Genomic DNA, 21,163 nt, shown 5'->3' with positions numbered 1-21,163 from the left:
CGTTTGCGGATTTCGGGATGTGAAGCCGTTCACAAGCGGCCGGCTTTTTTGCCGGCCAAGGGAACTGTCAAGCGTCAGTTCCGCGCGGCGGAACGGCCGATCCGCTTCATCGGCCGGGCCGCGGGCTCGGCGGCCGCACGCATGATCCAGCGGCGGAACGCGGCGAAATCGCGCTGCTCGGTCTGGAAACTGCGATAGAGCAGGTACCAGCGCATGCCCTTGGGCACCGAGAGGTCGAACGGCGCGACCAGCCTGCCGGCAGCGAGGTCGTCGTCGATATAGGGCCGGATGCCCATGGCGATGCCGAGCCCGTCGGCGGCAGCCTGGAGCGCCTGGCCGTAGAACTGGAACTCCGGCCCGCGCGCGTTGATGCGGGCGAGGTTTGCGGCCTTCAGCCAGATCGGCCAGTCCTCGGGCGAATGCGCGACGCGGATCAGGCTCGGTCCCTTCAGATCGGCCGGACGCTTCAGCCCGCTCGCCAGGCGGGGCACGCAGACCGGTGTGAGATCGCCGGCGAACAGTGGCTCCGCCACCAGCCCCGGCCAGTCGCCAGTGCCGAGCTTGATGCCGCAGTTCCAGTCCTCGCCGAACGGCACGAGGGCGCCGCCGGTGGTGAAGCGCACCTCGATGTCGGGCTCCTCGCTGCGAAACTCCGACAGGCGCGGGATCAGCCAGCGCATCGCAAAGGTGTGGCCGACGCCGATGGTGAGCACGCGCACGCCGGAGGGTGCCGTCACCTGCGCGGTGAGGCTTGCGAGCGCATCGAAGATCGGCGTCAGCCCGCTCTGATAGGCGCGGCCGGCCTGCGTCAGCACGAGCTTGTTGGCCTTGCGCTCGAACAGCGCGACGCCGAGCCGCTCTTCCAGCAGATGCACCATGCGGCTGACGGCGGCCGCGGATACGCTGAGCTCGAGCCCGGCCGCGGCAAAGCTGCCGGCCCGCGCCGCCGCCTCGAATGCCTTGATGCCGTTGAGAAACAGCAGCCGCCGCAAATGATCCACCCTCAGGAAAGCTGATGCCAGGGCAAGATAACTCAGTTTGCGAAGGCGGGGCAAGCGGGGCACAAGAATGAGAGTCATTCCAAGTTGTGTTTCGGGCTGGCGCGGGTGCTCTTCGCCTCTCCCCGCTTGCGGGGAGAGGCCGGAATTTGCGTCAGCAAATTCCGGGTGAGGGGGACTCTCCGCAAGTCTCACCATCACCGTCCCCGCGGAGGCTCCCCCTCACCCCGCCCTCTCCCCGCAAGCGGGGAGAGGGCGTGCAGGCAGCTTGCGTCCCTTACGTGCCCACCACAGGAGGATCCCTTCGTGACGCCCATCATGATCGCTGCCCTTGGATTGCTGATGGTCGCCACCGCGTTCCTGTCGGGGCTGTTCGGCATGGCGGGCGGGCTGATCCTGATCGGCGTGCTGCTGGCCCTGATGCCGCTGCCGACCGCGATGGTGCTGCATGCGATCACGCAGATGGCCTCGAACGGCTGGCGCGCGTTTCTGTGGCGCGCCCATATCCGCTGGCGGCCGGTGGCGAACTATATGGTCGGCGCTGCCATCGCGCTCGCGGCCTGGTCGCTGACCCGCTACGTGCCGGACAAACCGACGGCGCTGCTGCTGCTCGGCGTCACCCCGTTCATGGCGCGCCTGGCGCCGTCAAATATCAAGCCGGATCCCGACCGTCTCTGGCAGGGCACGGTCTACGGCACGATCTGCATGGGCCTGATGCTGATGACGGGCGTCTCCGGCCCGCTGCTCGACACCTTCTTCCTTGGCGGCGATTTCGGCCGCCGCGAGAAGGTGGCGACCAAGGCGATGTGCCAGCTCGTCAGCCATTTTACAAAGCTGATCTATTTCGGCGGCGTCATCGACCAGGCCGCGAGCCTCGATCCCGTGCTCGCCGGCGTCGCGATTGCAGCCTCGATGCTCGGCACCACGCTGGCGCGGCGCATCCTCGAAGCCATGACCGACCAGCAATTCATCGCGTGGTCGAACAAGCTGATCACCACCATCGCCTGCTACTATGTCGCCCATGGCGGCTGGCTCCTGCTGCGTACGCCGGTGCTGGCGGCCCTTGCCAAAGGTGGCCTACAATAAGGGAGGTTTGCAATGAGCGAGACCGCCGATCCGCTGGTGCTGGACTTCGTCGAATGGATCGCGCGCGAGCCGCGCGCCTATGCCGAGGTGATTTCGACCTGGAAGACCTCGTGCCCGCGCCTCACCATCTGGGAAGACGCCGCCGAGCGCGGCTACGTCGCCCGCGAGACGATCGCAGGCCTCGGCCTGGTGATCGCGGTGACGGAAGGCGGCGAGCGGTTTTTGCGGACCAACGGGCGGTGAGTTTCGACTTGCGCCCGCCGGAGCGCTAGCGCGAAGGCGCTGCAAGGCGTGACCGGATGATCTCGACCATGCGCTCGGCGGAAGTGCCCGGCGGAAAGAAGCCGAGATATTTCCCGTCGCGGTCCATGAGATAGATGAAGGACGTATGGTCGACCGTGTAGTCGCCGCCGTCCTTGCCGATCGGGATTTTGGCAAAATAGACCTTGTAGGTCTTTGCCGCTGCCGCGATCGCGTCCAGGCTGCCGGTCAGGCCGAGCAGCCGCGGATGAAACAGCGGCACGTATTCGGCGAGATGCTCTGCCGTGTCGCGTTCGGGATCGAGGGTGATGAAGACCGGCTGCACGGCGTCGGCCTCCGGTCCGAGCTGCTCGAGCGCCTGTCCGATCGCCATGAGGTCGGTCGGACAGACGTCGGGGCAATAGGTGAAGCCGAAATAGACCAGCATCAGATGGCCGCGAAAGTCGCGGTCGCTGCGCGGCTTGCCGGTGTGGTCGATCAGCTCAAACGGTCCGCCGACCGGCTCCCGATTCCACATCAGGATGTCCATGGTCTCCGCGGCCGAGCGCGCCTGCGCCGGTCCCGCGCAGGCGAGCGTCAGCATCACGCACAGCCAGGCGCCGGCAGCCCGCATCACAGCCCGAAGGTGAGGCGGCTGCCCGTCGTCGTCACCACCACCTTGCCTTCCATCTGGGCATTGGCTTCCTGTGCGAAGTTGAGTCCGCTGCAATGCATGGGCACCACGACGTCGGGATTGAGCGCCTTGATCTCGCTCACGACCTGCGTGAGGTAGTCCTTGGGTGCCGGGCCGAGATGGAAGCCGCCGACGATGGCGTGCACCTTCTGGATGCCCGACACCTCCTGCGCCTGCTTCACCGAATTGACGATGCCGACATGGCCGCAGGACGAGATCACGACGAGCCCGAGATCCCGCACATTGAAGCAGGTGGCGTGCTCGTGAATGTGCTCGTCCGGCACGATCTTGCCCTCCATCTCCGCGGGTAAATAGTGGCCGACATTGCAGCCCAGCCCGTCCTTGATGCCGAACTCGACCAGGGTGTTCGGCAGCACGCGCTCGCTGCTGCGGCGGTTGATCTTGCCGGTGGTGAAGGCATGGTCCGCGATCACGGTCGGCGTTTCGCACAGCACGGTCGCCACCTTCTGCGCCGCGAGCTGCCGGCGGTCGAGGGTGCCGAAATCGGCGAATTGCCCCTGCGTCGGCGTCGGGTTGACGCGATGGCAGAAATTGTCCTCCCCGCCCGCATAGAGCTTGAGGTCGGCGGGCAGCTTGTCGCGGAATTTGTCGAGGAGGCCGTTCAGGCCACCGAAATGATCATAGTGGCCGTGGCTGACGATCAGCGCATTGAGCTTGGCCGGATCGACGCCGATCAGCGCCATGTTGTTGAGCAGGACCTCCGGCGTGTAGCCGTAGTCCAGCATCAGCGTGCGCTGGTTGCCGCCGCCCTCGGATTCCAGCCACAGCGACAGGCCCCATTCATTGTGCAGCGATTTGCGGAAATCACCGCCGCGCGCAGCCGGTGCGATCGAGACGCCGTTGATCTGCTTGGGGCGAAAGAACAGATCGAAACTCGAATCCACCAACACACGGATCGAGAGCTTGTCGACGGTCGGGACGGCGATCGGCGCTGCGTTCGCGATCTCGACACAGGTGAAGGCATTTGCGGCTGCTGCTCCGGCCAATGCAGCCGAGCCGAGAAGGAAATCGCGCCGGGGAATGGTCCTCGTCATTGCAATGCCTCCCGTTGTTTGAAATGCCCCGAGCTTAGGTCCAATCCGGGGCCGGCTCAACAAGGTGCGGCCGGTCCGGCGCGGAGGCCAGCGAGGCCGTCGGGTCACACCCCGACACCGGCGACGGGACGGCTTTCTTGCGCTCCCTGCCATGAAGGCTACTCTGTTCGGCAGTAGCAGCAATGGGAATTGATCATGTCAGTGAAACTGTTCGAACTCGTCGGCACCGACGCAGAGCGTCCCTTCAGCCCGTATTGCTGGCGCACGCGGATGGCGCTGGCGCACAAGGGACTGGCGGCGGAGACGCTGCCCTGGCGCTTCACCGAGAAAAGCGCGATCGCGCCGCACGGCTCGGAGAAGGTCCCTGTGCTGCTGCATCACGACAAGCCCGTGGTCGATTCCTGGGCGATCGCGAACTATCTCGAAGACAATTTTCCTGACGCCCCGTCACTGTTCGGCGGCGAGGGTGGGCGCGCCATGGCGCGCATGATCAATGCGTGGGGCGACATCGCCATCGTCGGCGGCATCTTTCCGCTGATCATCGCCGACATCCCGAAGAACCTGGCCGAGGTCGACGCCGCCTATTTCCGTCAGTCGCGCGAGGCGCGTTTCGGCGGCAAGCGCCTCGAAGAGATCATGGCCAGCCGCGACACCGGCGTGATCGCGTTCCGCAAGTCGCTCGAGGTGCTGCGGCAAACTCTGAAGAAGCAGCTGTTCATCGGCGGCAGCGCGCCGAACTATGCCGACTACATCGTGTTCGGCGGCTTTCAATGGGCGCGTGTGGTGAGCCCGTTCAAACTGCTTGAAGCCGATGATCTCGTCTATGCCTGGCGCGAAAAGCTGCTCGATGCGTTCGACGGCATGGCGCGGAAATCGCCGGGGTATCCAGTGTGAGACTGCACGCGACTTTCGTCACCCGCAGGCTTTGGCCGTGACGCGCTCATTCCTCACGACGATTTCGACCAGCTTGCGCGCGACGTTGTTCAAGTCAGCGAGCGTGAAATAGCCTTGCGCATATGCCTCCTGAGTCAGGCGCTCGATGCGCCTGTCCTCACTCGTCGACCATTGTTTTGCGATGTAGTCGGCACCGGGCTTGCCGAACGTTTCGGGATAGCGCTCCATCTGGTTCTGGCGCTGATAGTAGTATTCATCGATGCCGTTGATGAACTGCTTTCTGCCCTCGCCCGTGCAGCGGACGCCATAAGGCCGTTCCAGCGTGATGATGGCGCTCTCACGCTGTCTCACTCTCCCGTCCACCGAATATTTTTCGTTGGTGCCGTATCCCGGACCGTCGATCGGGGCCGCTGACCGGGCCTTTGGCTCGGGCGCGAACGCCCAGGCTGCGATCTGCCAGATGACGATTGCCCAGACGATAAACCAGATGCGGTTCATTTGCGACTCGCCGTCGCGCGTTGCCGCGGCAGGCACACCGGTGACGGATCGGACCACAGGCCCGGACCTGCAAATGCCAGAACCGTAAGACGGATGTCCTCTGGGAAATCCTCCTTGACCACCCCCTTCTGTTCGAAGGCCTCCGCGAGCGCGGCTTTGACGCGCACGTCGAGCGGCGTCGAATATGCGGCGTTGGCCTGGTCGCGCTTCTTCTCGCTGCAGAACATTCCCATGGCTGGGTTCGGGCAGTCGTAGATGTTGGCGTAGCCGCGCGCATAGGCCGACGTGGCCGCGATGAGATTGGCTTTCATCGTGTCATCGCAAGGCGACATCGCGTAGGCAGTGCCGGCCTGCAACGCGTCCATGCGTAGCGCGTCGAGCTTCGGATTCTTGTCGCTCATCGCGGTGTGCTCGGCTTCCCACATCTTGCGGTCATAGGCCTTGGAGCTTTCGTCGCCGAACGTTGTGGTGAGCGTCGGCCTCAGTTCGGCGATCGAAGAAAAGGAAGTGGTGGGAAATCCGCGCAGTGCCCAAGAGATGCCGACGAAGGCGGAGACGAAGGCCATGCAGGTGAGCAGAATGAAGCGGCTCATGCGACGTACTCGAATTGATGGGGACGCAACTTAGCCGTGTCTGGTTAAGAGGTGTGCTATTTTACGGGTTCCGCCGTGCGAAGGTAAATGGAGCTCTAAGAAGATCCCCGGATTTTACTCTTACGCGGTTCTTGCGCGATTCCGGTCTTCGTCAGATGCCAAACGCGTAATGGTTGCCGCTGACTACTTCGCGGATTCCGCCGCTGCCTTCCGCAGACACTCCCGGCACAGACAATCCTCGCCCTTGACCGGCATCGGCAGCTTTGCCGTCTCCTCCGCGCACCAGCACTTGCCCGAGAGATCGCAGCCGAACTCGGTGCCGCAGCGGGAGCAGGCGAGGCGGCGCGGTTCCGGCAGGGGGAAATCTTGCGGAATTGTCATGATTTGCCCAAAAGCTGCGCCGTCATTTTCATGTCGGGTTCATCTGTCGCTGCGGTATATTAGGCGTCGCGCTGGGACTCGGAAAGCGGTTGGCAAGGCGCGAAGGACAAATCGATGGCCCGCGATTCGCAAGCCGCCCTCGTTGCGCTCAACCGCTTCGGCTTCGGGGCCCGCGGCGGAGCCTCCGGCGATCTCATCAACGCAGCGTCTGATCCGCGCGGCTTCGTGAAGGCGGAACTGGCGCGCCCCAACGGCGTGCTGCTGGAGGCGCCGGGCCTGCAATCGACACCGCAACTCGGCCAGGCGGTGTTCGCCTATCAGGACCAGGTCAAGGCGGAGCGCGAAGCTGCAGCGAAAGCCGGCACGCCGCCCGAAGCGGCGCAGGTCCCGGCCGATCAGAAGCCCGCCCTGCGCCGCAATCTCTCGCTGAACACGGTCGCGACCGAGATCGCCGGCCAGATGGCCGAGGCCAAACAAGCTGACAACAAGCCGACGGATAATAAGCTGGCGGACAATTCGGCGAAGCCCGAAACCATGCAGCCGAACATGACCGCGCCGCAGCCCGCAAAGCCCGCGCCGCAGCCGCTCAATGTCATCCAGAAAACCTTCCGCGCCGAGGCGCTGGCGCGGCTGCAGCGTGCGACGCTGGTCGAGTGCGGCTTCACCGAACGTCTCGTCGTGTTCTGGTCCAACCATTTCTGCATCTCTGCCAGCAAAGGCGAGCTGGCGCGGATCTGGGCCGGCGCGTTCGAGCGCGAGGCGATCCGCCCGCACGTGCTCGGGCATTTCGCCGACATGCTGAAAGCGGTCGAGCAGCATCCGGCGATGCTGTTCTTCCTCGACAACCAGCAATCGCTCGGACCGGATTCGCGCGCGGGGCAGAACCGCAAGCGCGGGTTGAACGAAAATCTCGCGCGCGAGATCATGGAGCTGCATACGCTTGGTGTCGGCGGCGGCTACACGCAGGAAGACGTCACCTCGCTCGCGCGCATCATCACCGGCTGGACCTTCGCCGGACGGCAGAGGCAGCTCGGCACGCCCGGCTCCTTCGTGTTCAACGCCAATGCGCACCAGCCGGGCCCGCAAATGCTGCTCGGCAAGACCTACGAGCCGACCGGGCTCGCGCAGGGCGAAGCCGCGCTCGCCGATATCGCGCGTCATCCGTCGACGGCGAATTTCATCGCGACCAAATTCGTTCGCCACTTCGTCGCCGACGATCCGCCGCCGGCGCTCGTGGCGCGGTTGCGCGATGTCTTCGTCAAAACGGACGGTGACCTCAAGGCGCTTGCCGCGGCGCTGGTCGATTCCGACGAAGCCTGGAAGGCGCCGTTGACCAAGATGCGCTCGCCCTACGACTTCGTCGTCGCAAGCGGCCGGTTGCTCGCGCGCGTGCCGGAGGATCCGGGCGGCTATCTGAACAATCTGAACCTGCTGGGCCAGCCGCTGTGGTCGCCGGCGGGGCCGAACGGTTTTCCGGATACCAGCGCCGCCTGGGCCGCGCCCGAAGGCATGAAGCTCAGGCTCGACATTGCTGCGCAGATGGGCGCGCGGCTTGGCAACAACATCGATCCGCTCGACCTGCTCGAATTCGCCGCCGCGGATGCGGCGTCGATCGAAACGCGCAAGACCATCGAGCGCGCGGAGTCGCGCCAGCAGGCGCTGGCGCTCTTGCTGATGTCGCCGGAAATGCAGAGGAGATGAAGATGATCGACTGCGTCGAGAACCGCCTCCTCACCTCGCGCCGCGGCTTGCTGCTCGGCGGCGCCTCATTTGCGGCCTGGGCGTACTTGCCGAAATTCGCGCGCGCGGCCGACGGGCGCGATCCCAGATTGATCGTGGTGATCCTGCGCGGCGCACTCGACGGGCTCTCGACCGTGGCCCCGGTCGGCGACCCCGATTATGCCGGCCTGCACGGCTCGATCGCGCTCACGTCGGACGGCGCGCATCCCGCGATCATGCTCGATAGTTTCTTCGCACTGCATCCGGCGATGCCGGAATTCGCGCGCATGTATCGCGACATGCATGCCGCGGTGATTCACGCCGTGGCGACTCCCTATCGCGATCGCTCGCATTTCGACGGCCAGGACGTGCTCGAGAGCGGCTATGCCGGCCCGGGCCGCGTGCAGTCCGGCTGGCTCAACCGCGCGCTCGAAGCGCTGCCGCGCGGCGAGCGGGTGTCGAGCGCCCTTGCGGTCGGTCCGACCACGCCGCTGGTGCTGCGCGGCAATGCGCCGACCGTCGGCTGGGCGCCGGTCGCGCTGCCGCAGGCCGATGACGACACCGCGATGCGGCTCGTCGATCTCTACCGCCACCGCGATCCCGCGCTGGCCTCGGCGCTGTCGCAAGGCCTTCAGCTCGAGAAGGCCGCGAGTGGGGACGACATGAAGCCGAAACCCGGCAATCAGGTTGCGCAGATGCGGCAGGTCGCGCGCGGCGCGGCAAAGCTGATGGCGGCCGATGACGGTCCGCGCATCGCCGCGCTCGCCTTCGACGGCTGGGATACGCATGCCAATGAAGGCGGCCCGGTCGGCCGTCTCGCCTTCCTGCTCGGCGGCCTCGACGGCGCGCTCGCCGAATTCGAAAGTGGCCTGGGGGATCGCTGGCGCGACACCGTCGTCGTCGTCGCCACCGAATTCGGCCGCACCGCGCGCATCAACGGCACCGACGGCACCGACCACGGCACCGGCACCATTGCGCTACTCGCCGGCGGCGCCGTGAAGGGCGGCCGCGTCATCTCCGACTGGCCCGGCCTCAAGCTCGCCAACCTCTACGAAGGCCGCGACCTCAAGCCGACCACGGATCTGCGCTCGGTGATCAAGGGCGTGCTGCAGGGACAGTTCGGTCTGTCGGATCGCGTGCTGGCGGAGACAGTGTTTCCGGACAGCGCGGGGGCGAGACCGATGAAGGGGCTGGTTGCCTAACCCACAAACGCCGTCATTCCGGGGCGCGCGTAGCGCGAGCCCGAAATCCATTTAGCCACCAGCCCTGCCGCAAAATGGGATTCCGGGCCCGCGCCTTGCGGCGCGTCCCGGAATGACGACATGATGAGGCGAGCATCAGGAGAGATCACCCATGTACATCGCCATGAACCGCTTCCGCGTCGCCAAGGGCTCCGAGTCCGCCTTCGAGCAGGTTTGGCTGACGCGCGACACGCATCTGGACAAGGTGCCGGGCTTCGTCGAATTCCATCTGCTGCGTGGCCCCGAGCTTGAGGACCATACGCTTTATGCCTCGCACACGGTGTGGGCGAACCATGCCGCGTTCGAGGCCTGGACCAAGTCGGAGGCGTTCCGCGCGGCCCATCACAAGGCCGGCGACAACAAGCCGCTCTATCTCGGCCATCCCCAGTTCGAGGGCTTTGAGGTGATGCAGACGGTCGGACGCGGCGCGAAATAGCGCCGCGTCGCAGGGATCAGCGCCGCAAGATCAGCCCAGCGTGATCTTGTCGATCTCGGCCATCTCCTCGGCGCTGAGCTTCCAGGCGATTGCCTTGACGTTCTCCTCGATCTGCTCGACGCGGGTGGCGCCCGCGATCACGCTCGATACTTGCGGGCGCGCCGCGAGCCAGGAGAAGGCGAGCTCCAGCATCGAATGCCCACGCGCCTTGGCGAAGGCCTGCAACTTCTCGACGATGTCTTCGTTGCGCGGCGTGACGTAGCGGTCGCGCAGCCGTTCCACCTTGCCGAAGCGGGTGTCGCCGGGCGCGGCCTCGCCCTTCTTGTACTTGCCGGTCAGGAGTCCGCTTGCGAGCGGGAAGAACGGCAGCAGGCCGAGCTTGTATTCCTGCGCCGCTGGCAGCAGGTCCTTCTCGATGTCACGCACGACGAGCGAATATTCGTCCTGGCAGGAGACGAAGCGGCTGACATTCATCGCGCGCGCGACGTACTCGGCCTCGGCGATCCGCCAGGCTGGGAAGTTCGAATTGCCGATGTAGCGGACCTTACCCTGGCGGACGAGATCATCGAGCGCGCGCAGGCTCTCCTCGATCGGCGTCAGCGGATCGTAATCGTGCTGCTGGTAGAGATCGATGTAGTCGGTCTTGAGCCGCTTCAGGCTCGCTTCCACGGCCTCCATGATGTAGCGGCGCGAGGCGCCCTGCTTGGTGCCGTCCTCCGCCATCGGCTTGGAATATTTCGTCGCCAGCACGATGTCCTTGCGGCGATCGCCCAGCACGGCGCCGAGCACGTTTTCCGAGCCGCCCATGTTCGAATAGATGTCGGCGGTGTCGAACAGCGTGATGCCGAGATCGAGCGCGCGATGGATCACCTTGCGCGAGGTCTCCAAATCCGTGCGTTGGCCGAAATTGTTGCAGCCAAGCCCGACCGCAGACACGCGAAGGCCGGAGGCGCCAAGATTGCGAATTTCCATGGGAGATCCCTGTCAGAGATGAGCAGCGGTGCATTGTGGCCGCGGCATGCTCGACCGGCAAGAAGCCCGCCTGCGCTGCTGCCATGCGGCCAAAAAAATGCGGCCCCTGTCAGACGCGGCGACTGACGGGGACCGCTTGGGGCGCTTGATCGGTGACGGGGGGCCTGATCAGACGCAACTGCAGCTTAATCCCGGTGTGTTACGCGCCGGTGACAAGTCGAGTTATCCACAGGCCTAATACCTCAGGATCAGAAAATCTTGCGATAGACGATGAAGCCGGAGCGCTCCGCGACCTTGTCGTAGAGGCTCTGCGCGGTGACGTTGGTCTCGTGGGTTTGCCAGTAGACCCGCGGCGATCCCGCAAGCTTGGCTCGCTCGTACACGCCATAAATCAATGCTGATGCGACGCCCTTGCCGCGCGAGGCTTCGAGCGTGAACAGGTCCTGCAGATAGCAGGACGGCTCGATCGCGGTGGTGCTGCGATGGAACAGATAGTTCGTCATGCCGAGCAGCTTGCCGTCGCTCTCGGCGACCAGCCCGTGCACCGGCTCATAAGCATCGAAGAAGCGCTGCCACGTCACCTTGGTAATCTCGGGCGCGAGCGCGGTCGGACCCGAGCGGCCGTAGAAGGCGTTGTAGCCGTCCCACAGCGGCAACCATTGATCGTAGTCCTGCCTCGTGACGGAGCGAATGGTGAGCGACATCTGGAAATCCCGCGTTCGATGAAGTGTCCTTCATACGGGATGATGGGAGTTGCGATCAATCGCGCAGTCGCATCACTCCGCGACGCGGAGATACCGGATCAGCCTGCGCCCCGTGGGATCGCGCAGCGAGCGGTAGTAGTCGGCGCTGGCCGGGGCGTCGGTGTGGCGCACGAGGTCGGTCACCGGCGTGTAGCTCAGCATGCGTCCGCCGTCGGGCAGCACGGTGCAGACGAAGCGCAACACCTCGCCGTTGCGCAAGGCGATGTTGATCGGCGTGGCATCGCCGATCCGCACGGCCTCCATGCGCTGGGCGATGAAGGTGGCGAGCTCGTCCTCAGGCAGCTCGAACGCGCCGGTGTCGCGGCCGTGATACATCAGCGCGACGAAGGGCGGCTTGCCGTCGGCGATTTCGTCCGGCAGCGCAAAGTAGTCGCGGAAAGCGCGGTTGATGAATTCGGCGCGCGTCTCGGCGTCGAGCAGCACGATGCCGATATCGACCTGGTCGAGCGCGGCCGACAACCGCGCGGCAATGGCGTGGTTCTTGCGCTCGGCGGCAAACGCAGCGAGCAACCGCTCGCGCATCAGGCCGGTGATGCCTGCGGTCCCGAAGGCCGTCACGGCAAGCAGGCCGACCAGATCCGCGCTGGCATGGAAGGGCGCGCCGCGATGGCCGGCGAAGAACAGCGCCGCGCCGGCAACCGCGAGGGCCGCACTGGCCATGGCCGAGGCGAAGCCCGACAGCGCGCCGGCGAGCGCGACGACGCAGACGAACAGGGGCGCAGGCGAGGGAATGTGAACGGAGCGATCGAGCAGGATCGCCAGCAGCGTGATCGCTACCGTCAGCGCCGGACCGGAGATCGCACGCCATCCGAACCGCATCTCGTTCCTCCCTGAACGAGCAAGGCGGTTAGACTGACCTACTGCCGCGCGCGTGCAATCCGATTTCGTGCAGTGCGCTTAAGGGACGCTTGCGACGGCGCGCAAAGATTTCGGATGATTTTAGACCAAATGCACGGGCCTGAGACGCTGCTGCAGCGCCGGCGCATTCTGCGTCGACGTGCCCGAGCTCTTGCGCATGCCGGTGAAGATCAGCAGCGAGGCCGCGACCAGGATGGCCGCAGTGAGGGTCAGTGCAACGATGACCACTGGCGATTTCATCGACGTCCTGTCGCAATGCCGGTCGGCGCGGGGCCGCGCGGCACCTTGAAGGCTCTACAGGATGAAACGGGGATCAGACCGGCAGGCCCATCGCCATGGTTGCCTTGGTCGACAGCACTGTCAGGGTGACGATCAGGCACAGCGAGATGGCGGCGACGGCGAGCGAGGCCGCGACCGCATTGGTCAGCCGGGAAGACGAAACGGTATCGGTTTGGCCCTTGAAGCCTGCCGTGCCGGACGCCCGAATCATGGTCTAAATCCTTCAACGTGCGAGCGAATCACCCGCGACGCCGAATAATTTCTCCATTTCAACCGGCAATATTGGGGCGGCCATCGCGCCGAAAATGGCCGGATTGGGGCAAAGGTTAACGTTGTACCCGGTATTTCTTAACGCCGGCCCGTTTTCAGGCGCCTGCCGCGATGCTGGCGGGGTCGTCGATGTCGGCCGGGCGCCAGTCCATCGACACGAAGCCGGGCGCAGCCTCGACGCGCTTCAGCCAGTCCCGGATTGCCGGGAAGGGCTCCAGGTCGAAGTCGCAGCGGTCGGCGAGGTGGGTGTAACCGTACAGCGCGATGTCGGCGACGGTGAGCTGGCGGGCGGCGAAATAGGAATTGGTCTTGAGGTGATTCTCCATCACCTGCAGCGCGCCATAGCCGCGCTCCATCCAGTCCTCCAGCGCGTGGGTCTGCAGGTCGCGGCCGCCCTTCACCAGCGACAGCCAGAAATAGGCCGCGCCGAGGTTCGGCTCGAGCGCGTGCTGCTCGAAGAACATCCATTGCAGCGCCTCGGCACGATCGATCCGGTTCTCCGGCGCGAGCGGCGTGCCGACGGCGACATACCAGAGGATGGCGTTGGACTCGGCGAGGAAGCGGTCGTCACCGACCTCGAGCAGCGGCACCTGGCCCGACGGGTTCTTGGACAGGAAGTCCGGCGTGCGGCTTTCGCCGCGCAGAATGTCCACCTCGATCGCTTCGTAGGGCAAGTTCAACAGCGCCAGCGCAAGGCGGACCTTGTAGCTATTGCCCGAGCGTTGCATCGAATAGAGCTTGTACATTCTGGGAGTTCTAAACCTGGGACGGGGAAGCGCAACGCATCCTGCTCACGCGCCGCGGTTAAACAATGATGCCGATGCGAATCCGCCGCAAGGGCTGACCAATAGAAAAACTCGAAAACACTACCGCACTGCAATGCCGCGGAAGATCATTTCCGTGCGACCATGCAACTCAGTTCACGCTTGCGTCAACGCGCGGACGCATTGTGCCGTGCATTGCTGTGAGACGGTTGAACGGCCGTCAACGCGGCGGGCGCTGACGATCAGCCCATGGCTTGCAAAGGGCTCGGCTTGCAAAGGGCTTGCAAAGGGCCCGCGACCTCCTCGCAAACGTCAGCCTGCCGTCAGTCTCGTGGTCGGTTCTTGGCGCGCGAGCGGCTTAAAATTGCTCCGAGGACAAGCCTTGCCGGATATGAGGGGTTTGCGCGGCAAAGTTGCGGAAAATTGCGGGAAAACGCGCCTTGAACCGCTCCAGATCCGTAAACTTTTGCGAGATCGGGACGAAGTTTCTTGCGGTGCAGCGGCACACGTTTTAGGGTGTCTGTATTCCCACAATTGGAGTCGTGAGGCCAAAGGGTTCACGACGCTTGTCAGGAGATGACGATGTCCTTCCTTGCCGCTGCGCTCGACCGTGTGAAGCCGTCCGCGACCATCGCGGTCACGGATAAAGCACGCGCGCTGAAAGCGGCGGGCCGCAACGTCATCGGCCTCGGTGCCGGCGAGCCCGACTTCGACACGCCCGCCAACATCAAGCTGGCCGCGATCCGCGCCATCGAAGCCGGCAAGACCAAGTACACCGCCGTCGACGGCATCCCCGAGCTGAAGGAAGCCATCATCGGCAAGTTTCAGCGCGAGAACGGCGTCGTCTACAAGCCGAACCAGATCATCGTCGGCACCGGCGGCAAGCAGGTGCTCTACAATGCGCTGATGGCGACCATCAATCCGGGCGACGAGGTGATCATCCCCGCGCCGTACTGGGTCAGCTATCCCGAGATGGTGGCGCTTGCCGGCGGCGAGCCGGTGCCGGTGGTCTGCACCGCCGCGACCGGCTTCAAGCTGCAGGCCGAAGCGCTCGAGCGCGCGATCACGCCGAAGACCAAATGGGTCATCCTGTGCTCGCCCTCGAACCCGACCGGCGCGGCCTACACGAGGTCCGAGCTGAAGGCGCTCACCGACGTGCTGGTCAAGCATCCGCATGTGTGGGTCATGACCGACGACATGTACGAGCACCTCGTCTATGACGACTTCCAGTTCACCACCGTCGCGCAGGTCGAGCCGAAACTCTACGACCGCACGCTGACCGTGAACGGCGTGTCGAAGGCCTATTGCATGACCGGCTGGCGCATCGGCTACGCCGGTGGTCCTGCGCAGCTCATCAAGGCGATGTCGACGATCCAGTCGCAGTCGACCTCGAACCCGTCGTCGATCGCGCAGTGGGCGGCGGTGGAAGCGCTGAACGGTCCGCAGGACTTCATCCCCGCCAACAATAAGGTCTTCAAGGAGCGCCGCGACCTCGTCGTCTCCATGCTCAACCAGGCCAAGGGCATCGAGTGCCCGCGCCCCGAGGGCGCGTTCTACGTCTATCCGTCCTGCGCCGGCACGATCGGCAAGACCGCGCCGTCGGGCAAGGTGATCGACAATGACGAGACCTTCGTGACCGAGCTGCTCGAAACCGAAGGCGTCGCCGTGGTGCAGGGCTCGGCCTTCGGCCTCGGCCCGGCGTTCCGCATCTCCTACGCGACCAAGACCTCCGACCTCGAAGACGCCTGCAAGCGCATCCAGCGTTTCTGCGGCAATCTGCGGTAAGCTTCTCGCGACAGTGCAAATTGGAAAGGCCCGCTTCGTGCGGGCCTTTTTGTTTTGTAGTTCAGTGAGCGGAGTCGGATGGACTTTTGTTCTGGTCGGCGTTGTGCCTTGCCCCTCACCCGGATCGCTGCGCGACTTAACCTCTCCCCGCAGAAGGGCGGGGAGAGGTTAAGTCGCGCCGATCATACGTTCGAACTATCTTGCCGTAAGGGACGCAGCGCTCCCTCGCTCCCTCGCCCCGTTCTTACGGGGGCGGGATGAGCATAGCTCGCCCTGAGAGGGTGGGGTGAGGGGCATCTCTCCGAGCGTTCGATTTAGATGTGTCCGATCTGGCACCCACAACACTCTTGTGGCATAGACCATCGCGCGTCGCTTGCGCCGCGCCCTCCCTGCTCGCTTCCCATTCATCGCCGGAGACATTCATGCGTCGTTCGTTCATCTTCGCCGGGCTCATCGCCGCCGGCCTCGTTGCCTCTGTCGCAAGCAGCGATGCGCAGCAGCCGCGGATGGTCCGCGTCGGCGTGCTCGAATGCCGTGGCGGCGCCAGCGTTGGCTTCATCGTGGGATCGGTGACCAATCTCGGCTGCGTGCTGCGCGCCGAGGGCCTGCCTGAGGACCGCTATGTCGCGACGATCCGCAAAGTGGGCCTCGACATCGGCATCACCCAGGAAACCACGCTGGCCTGGGGCGTGTTCGCGCCGGTCGACCGGCTTGGCCCCGGCGACCTCTCCGGCGCTTACGCGGGCGCGCAGGGCAGCGCTTCGGTCGGCGTCGGCCTTGGCGGCAACGTGCTGGTCGGCGGCTCCAACAATTCGATCGCGCTCCAGCCGCTCAGCGTGCAGGGCCAGGTCGGCCTCAACGTCGCCGCCGGCCTCGAAAGCCTGGAACTCCGTCCGGGCCGTTGAGACGTTCGGTCATCGCGAACGAGCCTCTCCACCTCTCCCCGCGGGGGAGAGGTGGAATACCTGACGTAAAGCCTTGGTCTAACTGACGACGCACCGCAGCGACGTTTGACGCTTGCCAAATCTCGGGGACGGGCAGAGCATCTGCGTTTGCCGACCCAATCATGGGCCGAGCTCCACACCAAGGAGGCGGCGAATGGGACAAGACGTCAGAAGTCCCCGAGGTCCACGGTGCATTGCGCTGGTGGGCCCTTTCCAAAGCGGTAAAACCACACTTCTCGAAGCAATATTGGCGCGAACGGGCTCAATCCCGCGCGCTGGCAGCGTGGACGCCGGAACTTCCGTCGGCGATGCCACGCCGGAGGCCCGTCATCACAAGATGACCGTCGGCCTCACTGCCGCCACCACGAGTTTCATGGGCGACAGCTACACCTTCCTCGATTGTCCCGGTTCCGTCGAATTTGCCCACGACATGCGCGCCGCGCTGCCCGCGGTCGACGCCGCCATCGTGGTCTGCGAGGCCGACGAGAAGAAGCTGCCGCAGCTTCAGATCATCCTGCGCGAGCTGGAGGAGCTGAAGATCCCGCGTTTCCTGTTCCTCAACAAGATCGACCGTGCCAGCCAGCGCATCCGCGAGACGCTCGAGATGCTCCAGCCGGCCTCTCGCGTGCCGCTGGTGCTGCGCCAGATCCCGATCTGGAAGGGCGATTTGATCGAGGGGTTTGTCGATCTCGCGCTGGAGCGCGCGTTCATCTATCGCGAGCACAAGGCCTCCGAGGTGGTCGCACTCGAAGGCGGCAATCTCGATCGCGAGAAGGAGGCCCGCTTCTCGATGCTGGAGAAGCTCGCCGATCACGACGACGCGCTGATGGAGCAGCTGCTCGAGGACATCCAGCCGCCGCGCGATGCCGTGTTCGATGATCTCGCGCGTGAATTGCGCGAAGGGCTGATCTGTCCCGTGCTGCTGGGCGCCGCCGCGCGCGAAAACGGCGTGCTGCGTTTGATGAAGGCGCTGCGTCACGAGGCGCCCGGCGTCGCGGAGACCGCAAAACGTCTCGGCGTTCCCGAGAGCAAGGACGCGCTTGGCTATGTCTTCAAGACGCTGCATTCGCAGCACGGCGGAAAGCTGTCGCTGACGCGGTTGCTCACCGGCCATCTCGACGACGGCGCGACGCTGCAATCCTCCTCCAGCGGCACCAGCCGCATCTCCGGTATCCTCGCCGTCAACGGTGCCTACGACACCAAGCGTAGCGCGGCGGACGCCGGCGACACGGTGGCGCTGGCCAAGCTCGACCCGATCAAGACCGGTGACACGGTCTCGAACGGCAAGACGCCGCCGGCGGCGCTCACCGCGGCAGAGCCGACGCCGCCGGTGCTTGCGATCTCGATCGCGTCCACCGACCGCAAGGACGATGTGAAGCTCGGACAGGCGCTGGCGCGGCTGCACGAGGAGGATCCCTCGCTCGTCGTCGTGCAGAACCCCCAGACCCACGACACTGTGCTGTGGGGGCAGGGCGAGATGCATCTGCGCGTCGAGGTCGAACGCCTGTGCGACCGCTTCGGCGTCAAGATCTCCTCGCATCCGCCTGCGATCGGCTATCAGGAGACCATCCGCAAGCCGATCACCCAGCGCGGTCGCCACAAGAAGCAGTCCGGCGGCCACGGCCAGTTCGGCGATGTCGTGCTCGACATCAAGCCGCTGCCGCGCGGCGACGGCTTCAAGTTCACCGAGAAGGTGGTCGGCGGCGCGGTGCCGCGCAACTACATTCCGGCGGTGGAAGAAGGCGTCGTCGACGGATTGACGCGCGGCCCGCTCGGCTTCCCCGTCACCGACGTGCAGGTGACGCTGACCGACGGCTCCTATCACAGCGTCGACTCCTCCGATCTCGCCTTCCGCACGGCGGCGCGGATCGGATTGAACGAAGGCCTGCCGCAATGCCAGCCGGTGTTGCTGGAGCCGATCCACGTGGTCGAGATCGTCTGTCCGACCGATGCCACCGCCAAGATCAACGCGATCCTGTCGGCGCGGCGCGGCCAGATCCTCGGCTTCGACACGCGCGACGGTTGGAGTGGCTGGGACTGCGTTCGTGCCATGATGCCGGAAGCGGAGATCGGCGAGCTGATCGTCGAGCTGCGCTCGGCCACGGCCGGTGCCGGCAGCTTCACCCGCACCTTCGACCACATGGCCGAAGTCACGGGACGCGCAGCCGACCAGATCATCGCCGCGCATCAGCATGCGGCGTGATCTGTTAGGAGCGCATCACTCTCTCGCCCTCTCCCCGTTCTTCACGGGAAGAGGGAGGAGTGAGGGCCGTCTCTTTGAGTGCGGTACTTAATCAAGCCGCGCTCTCTCCACGCGTCATTGCGAGCGCTGCGAAGCAATCCAGAATCTTTCAGCGGAAAGACTCTGGATTGCTTCGTCGCTGCGCTCCTCGCAATGCCCTGCACTTCTCAAGCCGAAAGATTTGATCGACACTGCCGCGTCACGGCGGTGGTGGATCGCAATGCTCAATTCGGGTCGCAATATCGCGCTGGCCTGCGCGCTCAGCATGCTTGCGGGCTATGTCGACGGCATCGGCTTCCTGCATCTCGGCGGCCTGTTCGTCTCCTTCATGAGCGGCAATTCCACCCGCCTCGGCGTCAGCCTTGCTGAAACCCAGTGGTGGCAGGCGGCCGGCGCGCTCGGCCTGATCGCGTTGTTCGTGGCAGGCGCGGCCGTCGGCAGCCTCGTCGTTCTCGGCGGCGGTGCCGAGCGGCAGCCCTGGCTGCTGCTCATCGAAGCCCTGCTTTTGGCCGGCGCCGGATTGTGCCATGCCTACGGCCTGCCGAACCTTGCGATCGCGGGCATCGTGCTTGCGATGGGCCTGGAGAATGCCGTGTTCCAGATCGACGGCGGCGCCGGGCTCGGCCTCACCTACGTCACGGGCGCGCTGGTCAAGGTCGGCCAGCTGCTCGCGGTGAGCCTCACCGGCGGGCCACGCTGGAGCTGGGCGCCGAACCTGTTCCTGTGGGCGGCACTGGTTGCGGGCTCGACGGCCGGCGCGCTGGTCTATGTCAGGATCAATCTTGCCTCGATCTGGTTCGCCGCCGGCGCGGCGCTGGCACTGGCTGCGATGGTGGCCCTGGCGATGCGGCGCTCGCGCGCTTGACAGAGCCTGCGGGACGCGAAATGGATCGCCTCCAACGTGACGCCAGAGGACAAGATGACCGCGCCCAGGACGCCCGCCGCCTGCTTGATCGGATGGCCGGCCGCGCATTCGCGCTCGCCGCTGATCCATCATTACTGGCTGCGCACGCTCGGGATCGAGGGCGGCTATGTCATCGAGGCGGTGCCGCCCGATGATCTGCGCGACTTCGTGCTGCGGCTGTCGCTGCGCGGCTTCGCCGGCGCCAACGTCACCATTCCGCACAAGGAAGCCGTGCTGGCGCTGTCCACGCCCGACGCGCGCGCCAAGGCGGTCGGCGCCGCCAACACGCTGTGGTTCGCGAACGGCGAGCTGCGCTCGACCAACACCGATGTCGAGGGCTTTATCGGCAATCTCGATGCCAGTGCGTCCGGCTGGGACAAGGCGGACGAAGCGCTGGTGCTGGGGGCCGGCGGCTCCTCGCGCGCGGTCGTGTTCGGCCTGCTCGAACGCGGGGTCAAGCGCGTCCATCTCGCCAATCGCACCATCGCGCGGGCCGAGACTGTTGCAAGACAGTTCGGATCGAACGTGCATCCTGTTACGTGGGACGCGATCGGCGACGTGCTGCCGCGCGCAAAACTTCTCGTGAACACGACCTCGCTCGGCATGCACGGCCAGCCCGCGCCCGATGTCGACGTGGTGCGCCTGCCGGACGCGGCCGTCGTCGCCGATCTCGTCTATGTCCCGCTGGTGACGCCGCTGCTCGCAGCTGCAAAGGCGCGCGGTCTGAAGACCGCCGACGGGCTCGGCATGCTCTTGCACCAGGCGGTGCGCGGCTTCGAGCTGTGGTTCGGCCAGAGGCCTCAGGTCACGGCTGAGCTGCGCGCCCTGGTCGAGGCCGATCTCACAAAGACTTGAGAGAATAGTGTGCGATCTCCGGCGTTCTCCCTTCGTGGGGACAATCGGAGACCGTCTATGACTATTCAACGAGCAACTTTCACACGCCCGCTCATCGCCGTCGCGCTGGTGGCCGCGTCGACCCTTGCGGCGTTCGCACAAAGGGCGCCGGTGCCGACGCGCGTGCGCGGCACGATCGAGAGCGTCAATGGCGACACCATGCAGGTCAAGTCGCGCAGCGGCGAGGACGTCAAGCTGCGCATTGCCCCTGACGTGAACGTCTCAGGCGTTACCAAAATTTCACTCGCCGATATCAAGGTCGGCTCCTTCGTGGGCGCCACCACGGTGCCGGGTCCGGATGGCGGCAACAACGCCGTCGAGGTCCATGTCTTCCCGGAAAGCATGCGCGGCACCGGCGAGGGCTCGCGGCCCTATGACCTCAAGCCGAACTCCAGCATGACCAACGCCACCGTGTCCGAGAGCGTCGTCGGCAATGACGGCCATACGCTGCTGGTCAAATACAAGGACGGCGAGAAGAAGGTGTTCGTTCCCGACAGCACCCCTGTCGTGACCTTCGTGCCCGGCGACAAGTCCGAGCTCAAGGCCGGCGCCAAGGTCGTCGCCTTTATGAAGCAGCTGCCGGATGGCTCGTTCGAGACCAACCGCGTCAGCGTCGGCCGGGACGGCTTGACCCCGCCGATGTGATCGGCCG

General features: G+C 65.2%; 24 protein-coding genes. 12 read left to right on the top strand and 12 right to left on the bottom strand.

Annotation, left to right across the window (positions count from 1 at the left end; translation table 11 throughout):
• Window positions 1-74: 74 nt before the first annotated feature.
• Window positions 75-992, bottom strand: coding sequence for a LysR substrate-binding domain-containing protein (locus RAD16_RS29335; protein WP_458161307.1), 918 nt, complete (start codon window positions 990-992; stop codon window positions 75-77).
• A 312-nt stretch (window positions 993-1,304) separates the two neighbouring features.
• Here RAD16_RS29335 and RAD16_RS29330 point away from each other — a divergent pair, with 312 nt between their 5' ends.
• Together RAD16_RS29330 and RAD16_RS29325 are read left to right on the top strand one after the other, a co-directional pair.
• The gene (locus tag RAD16_RS29330; RefSeq protein ID WP_458161306.1) at window positions 1,305-2,084 is read left to right on the top strand and encodes a TSUP family transporter; all 780 of its coding nucleotides are present in this window, start codon (window positions 1,305-1,307) and stop codon (window positions 2,082-2,084) included.
• A gap of 12 nt (window positions 2,085-2,096) precedes the next feature.
• Window positions 2,097-2,327 carry a hypothetical protein gene (locus tag RAD16_RS29325; RefSeq protein WP_458161305.1) on the top strand — a complete coding sequence of 77 codons (231 nt, stop codon included), beginning with the start codon at window positions 2,097-2,099 and terminating at the stop codon, window positions 2,325-2,327.
• A gap of 25 nt (window positions 2,328-2,352) precedes the next feature.
• Here RAD16_RS29325 and RAD16_RS29320 read toward each other — a convergent pair whose 3' ends face one another.
• Together RAD16_RS29320 and RAD16_RS29315 are read right to left on the bottom strand one after the other, a co-directional pair.
• Window positions 2,353-2,958: an SCO family protein gene (locus RAD16_RS29320; RefSeq protein ID WP_458161304.1), complete on the bottom strand. Its 606-nt coding sequence runs from the start codon at window positions 2,956-2,958 to the stop codon at window positions 2,353-2,355.
• Complete coding sequence (locus RAD16_RS29315; protein ID WP_458161303.1) at window positions 2,958-4,073, bottom strand: MBL fold metallo-hydrolase; 1,116 nt, start codon at window positions 4,071-4,073, stop codon at window positions 2,958-2,960. The genes RAD16_RS29320 and RAD16_RS29315 overlap by 1 nt, the downstream gene beginning before the upstream one ends.
• Before the next feature lie 195 nt (window positions 4,074-4,268).
• Between RAD16_RS29315 and RAD16_RS29310 the strand changes: the two genes are divergently transcribed.
• On the top strand, window positions 4,269-4,967 hold the full coding sequence (locus RAD16_RS29310) for a glutathione S-transferase family protein (protein ID WP_458161302.1): 699 nt from the start codon (window positions 4,269-4,271) through the stop codon (window positions 4,965-4,967).
• Window positions 4,968-4,985: 18 nt separating this feature from the next.
• Here the strand turns inward: RAD16_RS29310 and RAD16_RS29305 are convergent, their stop codons facing one another.
• The 3 genes from RAD16_RS29305 to RAD16_RS29295 form a co-directional block, all read right to left on the bottom strand.
• Window positions 4,986-5,465: a hypothetical protein gene (locus tag RAD16_RS29305; RefSeq protein ID WP_458161300.1), complete on the bottom strand. Its 480-nt coding sequence runs from the start codon at window positions 5,463-5,465 to the stop codon at window positions 4,986-4,988.
• Entirely contained in the window at window positions 5,462-6,058 is a 597-nt protein-coding gene (locus tag RAD16_RS29300; RefSeq protein WP_458161298.1) for a hypothetical protein, read from the bottom strand. The genes RAD16_RS29305 and RAD16_RS29300 overlap by 4 nt, the downstream gene beginning before the upstream one ends.
• 183 nt (window positions 6,059-6,241) lie before the next feature.
• Window positions 6,242-6,439 (bottom strand): cysteine-rich CWC family protein, encoded by a 198-nt coding sequence (locus tag RAD16_RS29295; protein ID WP_458161297.1) that lies wholly within the window; start codon window positions 6,437-6,439, stop codon window positions 6,242-6,244.
• A 114-nt stretch (window positions 6,440-6,553) separates the two neighbouring features.
• Between RAD16_RS29295 and RAD16_RS29290 the strand changes: the two genes are divergently transcribed.
• The 3 genes from RAD16_RS29290 (at window position 6,554) to RAD16_RS29280 (ending at window position 9,835) form a co-directional block, all read left to right on the top strand.
• Window positions 6,554-8,140 carry a DUF1800 domain-containing protein gene (locus RAD16_RS29290; protein WP_458161296.1) on the top strand — a complete coding sequence of 529 codons (1,587 nt, stop codon included), beginning with the start codon at window positions 6,554-6,556 and terminating at the stop codon, window positions 8,138-8,140.
• A gap of 2 nt (window positions 8,141-8,142) precedes the next feature.
• Window positions 8,143-9,360, top strand: a complete 1,218-nt coding sequence (locus tag RAD16_RS29285) for a DUF1501 domain-containing protein (RefSeq protein WP_458161295.1) — start codon at window positions 8,143-8,145, stop codon at window positions 9,358-9,360.
• Between the two features lie 151 nt (window positions 9,361-9,511).
• Window positions 9,512-9,835, top strand: coding sequence for an antibiotic biosynthesis monooxygenase family protein (locus RAD16_RS29280; protein ID WP_458161294.1), 324 nt, complete (start codon window positions 9,512-9,514; stop codon window positions 9,833-9,835).
• Between the two features lie 30 nt (window positions 9,836-9,865).
• On the opposite strand, the gene RAD16_RS29275 is transcribed toward RAD16_RS29280, so the two are convergent.
• The 6 genes from RAD16_RS29275 to RAD16_RS29250 all read right to left on the bottom strand — a co-directional run bounded on the left by RAD16_RS29275 (window position 9,866) and on the right by RAD16_RS29250 (window position 13,724).
• Window positions 9,866-10,807, bottom strand: a complete 942-nt coding sequence (locus tag RAD16_RS29275; RefSeq protein ID WP_458161293.1) for an aldo/keto reductase — start codon at window positions 10,805-10,807, stop codon at window positions 9,866-9,868.
• A gap of 248 nt (window positions 10,808-11,055) precedes the next feature.
• Window positions 11,056-11,511 (bottom strand): N-acetyltransferase family protein, encoded by a 456-nt coding sequence (locus RAD16_RS29270; RefSeq protein WP_458161292.1) that lies wholly within the window; start codon window positions 11,509-11,511, stop codon window positions 11,056-11,058.
• A gap of 72 nt (window positions 11,512-11,583) precedes the next feature.
• The gene (locus tag RAD16_RS29265) at window positions 11,584-12,390 is read right to left on the bottom strand and encodes a PAS domain-containing protein (protein WP_458161291.1); all 807 of its coding nucleotides are present in this window, start codon (window positions 12,388-12,390) and stop codon (window positions 11,584-11,586) included.
• A gap of 120 nt (window positions 12,391-12,510) precedes the next feature.
• Window positions 12,511-12,669 carry a hypothetical protein gene (locus tag RAD16_RS29260; protein WP_458161289.1) on the bottom strand — a complete coding sequence of 53 codons (159 nt, stop codon included), beginning with the start codon at window positions 12,667-12,669 and terminating at the stop codon, window positions 12,511-12,513.
• Between the two features lie 73 nt (window positions 12,670-12,742).
• Window positions 12,743-12,919 (bottom strand): hypothetical protein, encoded by a 177-nt coding sequence (locus RAD16_RS29255; protein ID WP_326897688.1) that lies wholly within the window; start codon window positions 12,917-12,919, stop codon window positions 12,743-12,745.
• 154 nt (window positions 12,920-13,073) lie between these two features.
• Entirely contained in the window at window positions 13,074-13,724 is a 651-nt protein-coding gene (locus tag RAD16_RS29250; RefSeq protein WP_458161288.1) for a glutathione S-transferase family protein, read from the bottom strand.
• 600 nt (window positions 13,725-14,324) lie between these two features.
• On the opposite strand from RAD16_RS29250, the gene RAD16_RS29245 reads away from it, so the two are divergent.
• The 6 genes from RAD16_RS29245 to RAD16_RS29220 all read left to right on the top strand — a co-directional run bounded on the left by RAD16_RS29245 (window position 14,325) and on the right by RAD16_RS29220 (window position 21,156).
• Window positions 14,325-15,527 (top strand): pyridoxal phosphate-dependent aminotransferase, encoded by a 1,203-nt coding sequence (locus tag RAD16_RS29245; RefSeq protein ID WP_458161287.1) that lies wholly within the window; start codon window positions 14,325-14,327, stop codon window positions 15,525-15,527.
• Window positions 15,528-15,949: 422 nt separating this feature from the next.
• Window positions 15,950-16,432, top strand: coding sequence for a DUF992 domain-containing protein (locus RAD16_RS29240; protein WP_458161286.1), 483 nt, complete (start codon window positions 15,950-15,952; stop codon window positions 16,430-16,432).
• A gap of 193 nt (window positions 16,433-16,625) precedes the next feature.
• Window positions 16,626-18,674: an elongation factor G gene (locus tag RAD16_RS29235; protein ID WP_458161285.1), complete on the top strand. Its 2,049-nt coding sequence runs from the start codon at window positions 16,626-16,628 to the stop codon at window positions 18,672-18,674.
• Window positions 18,675-18,933: 259 nt separating this feature from the next.
• Window positions 18,934-19,578, top strand: coding sequence for a YoaK family protein (locus RAD16_RS29230; protein ID WP_458161284.1), 645 nt, complete (start codon window positions 18,934-18,936; stop codon window positions 19,576-19,578).
• Window positions 19,579-19,632: 54 nt separating this feature from the next.
• Window positions 19,633-20,472, top strand: a complete 840-nt coding sequence (locus tag RAD16_RS29225) for a shikimate dehydrogenase (RefSeq protein WP_458161283.1) — start codon at window positions 19,633-19,635, stop codon at window positions 20,470-20,472.
• A gap of 57 nt (window positions 20,473-20,529) precedes the next feature.
• A complete protein-coding gene (locus RAD16_RS29220; RefSeq protein WP_458161282.1) occupies window positions 20,530-21,156 on the top strand; it encodes a hypothetical protein in 627 nt (208 codons plus the stop codon).
• Window positions 21,157-21,163 lie beyond the last annotated feature (7 nt).

The sequence above is a fragment of the Bradyrhizobium sp. 18BD genome (assembly GCF_054185225.1).
This window is presented reverse-complemented; position numbering and strand designations above follow the sequence as displayed.

What these genes read in the sequence shown, in the direction of transcription:
- RAD16_RS29325 (WP_458161305.1), top strand. Translation starts at nt 2,097, where the DNA reads ATGAGCGAGACCGCCGATCCGCTGGTGCTGGACTTCGTCGAATGGATC.
- RAD16_RS29320 (WP_458161304.1), bottom strand. Translation starts at nt 2,958, where the DNA reads ATGCGGGCTGCCGGCGCCTGGCTGTGCGTGATGCTGACGCTCGCCTGC.
- RAD16_RS29315 (WP_458161303.1), bottom strand. Translation starts at nt 4,073, where the DNA reads ATGACGAGGACCATTCCCCGGCGCGATTTCCTTCTCGGCTCGGCTGCA.
- RAD16_RS29310 (WP_458161302.1), top strand. Translation starts at nt 4,269, where the DNA reads ATGTCAGTGAAACTGTTCGAACTCGTCGGCACCGACGCAGAGCGTCCC.
- RAD16_RS29305 (WP_458161300.1), bottom strand. Translation starts at nt 5,465, where the DNA reads ATGAACCGCATCTGGTTTATCGTCTGGGCAATCGTCATCTGGCAGATC.
- RAD16_RS29300 (WP_458161298.1), bottom strand. Translation starts at nt 6,058, where the DNA reads ATGAGCCGCTTCATTCTGCTCACCTGCATGGCCTTCGTCTCCGCCTTC.
- RAD16_RS29295 (WP_458161297.1), bottom strand. Translation starts at nt 6,439, where the DNA reads ATGACAATTCCGCAAGATTTCCCCCTGCCGGAACCGCGCCGCCTCGCC.
- RAD16_RS29290 (WP_458161296.1), top strand. Translation starts at nt 6,554, where the DNA reads ATGGCCCGCGATTCGCAAGCCGCCCTCGTTGCGCTCAACCGCTTCGGC.
- RAD16_RS29285 (WP_458161295.1), top strand. Translation starts at nt 8,143, where the DNA reads ATGATCGACTGCGTCGAGAACCGCCTCCTCACCTCGCGCCGCGGCTTG.
- RAD16_RS29280 (WP_458161294.1), top strand. Translation starts at nt 9,512, where the DNA reads ATGTACATCGCCATGAACCGCTTCCGCGTCGCCAAGGGCTCCGAGTCC.
- RAD16_RS29275 (WP_458161293.1), bottom strand. Translation starts at nt 10,807, where the DNA reads ATGGAAATTCGCAATCTTGGCGCCTCCGGCCTTCGCGTGTCTGCGGTC.
- RAD16_RS29270 (WP_458161292.1), bottom strand. Translation starts at nt 11,511, where the DNA reads ATGTCGCTCACCATTCGCTCCGTCACGAGGCAGGACTACGATCAATGG.
- RAD16_RS29265 (WP_458161291.1), bottom strand. Translation starts at nt 12,390, where the DNA reads ATGCGGTTCGGATGGCGTGCGATCTCCGGTCCGGCGCTGACGGTAGCG.
- RAD16_RS29260 (WP_458161289.1), bottom strand. Translation starts at nt 12,669, where the DNA reads ATGAAATCGCCAGTGGTCATCGTTGCACTGACCCTCACTGCGGCCATC.
- RAD16_RS29255 (WP_326897688.1), bottom strand. Translation starts at nt 12,919, where the DNA reads ATGATTCGGGCGTCCGGCACGGCAGGCTTCAAGGGCCAAACCGATACC.
- RAD16_RS29250 (WP_458161288.1), bottom strand. Translation starts at nt 13,724, where the DNA reads ATGTACAAGCTCTATTCGATGCAACGCTCGGGCAATAGCTACAAGGTC.
- RAD16_RS29245 (WP_458161287.1), top strand. Translation starts at nt 14,325, where the DNA reads ATGTCCTTCCTTGCCGCTGCGCTCGACCGTGTGAAGCCGTCCGCGACC.
- RAD16_RS29240 (WP_458161286.1), top strand. Translation starts at nt 15,950, where the DNA reads ATGCGTCGTTCGTTCATCTTCGCCGGGCTCATCGCCGCCGGCCTCGTT.
- RAD16_RS29235 (WP_458161285.1), top strand. Translation starts at nt 16,626, where the DNA reads ATGGGACAAGACGTCAGAAGTCCCCGAGGTCCACGGTGCATTGCGCTG.
- RAD16_RS29230 (WP_458161284.1), top strand. Translation starts at nt 18,934, where the DNA reads ATGCTCAATTCGGGTCGCAATATCGCGCTGGCCTGCGCGCTCAGCATG.
- RAD16_RS29225 (WP_458161283.1), top strand. Translation starts at nt 19,633, where the DNA reads ATGACCGCGCCCAGGACGCCCGCCGCCTGCTTGATCGGATGGCCGGCC.
- RAD16_RS29220 (WP_458161282.1), top strand. Translation starts at nt 20,530, where the DNA reads ATGACTATTCAACGAGCAACTTTCACACGCCCGCTCATCGCCGTCGCG.